Source organism: Aeromonas sp. SER (genome assembly GCF_038739615.1).
In the GTDB taxonomy this organism is placed as follows: Bacteria; Pseudomonadota; Gammaproteobacteria; order Enterobacterales; family Aeromonadaceae; genus Aeromonas; species Aeromonas jandaei.
This window is the reverse complement of sequence record NZ_JBCGFC010000042.1, coordinates 1-210: the sequence shown is the minus strand read 5'-3', so window position 1 is coordinate 210 and position 210 is coordinate 1. Positions and strand designations below refer to the sequence as shown.

At 65.2% G+C, this 210-nt stretch carries 1 protein-coding gene; it reads left to right on the top strand.

Features of this window, described 5'->3' with window-relative positions:
* On the top strand, positions 1-210 hold a 210-nt coding region (locus AAHA41_RS22615; protein WP_342697352.1), incomplete at both ends, for a hypothetical protein.

Below are 210 nucleotides of genomic sequence, written 5' to 3'. Positions count from 1 at the left end.
CGGTGACCCAGTATGCGGCGCTGGAGCACGGTGTGGATGGCAGCAGTGCGAGCGACCATGACGACAGCGTGTCGCTGGCGTCAGCGGCGGCCATCAAGGTGGTACAGACTGTCACTGACCGTGATGGTGACAGCACCACGGCGACCAGTGCGAACGGGCTGGATATCGCCTTCAAGGACGATGGCCCGAGTGCCTCGGCCAAGGCGGCAG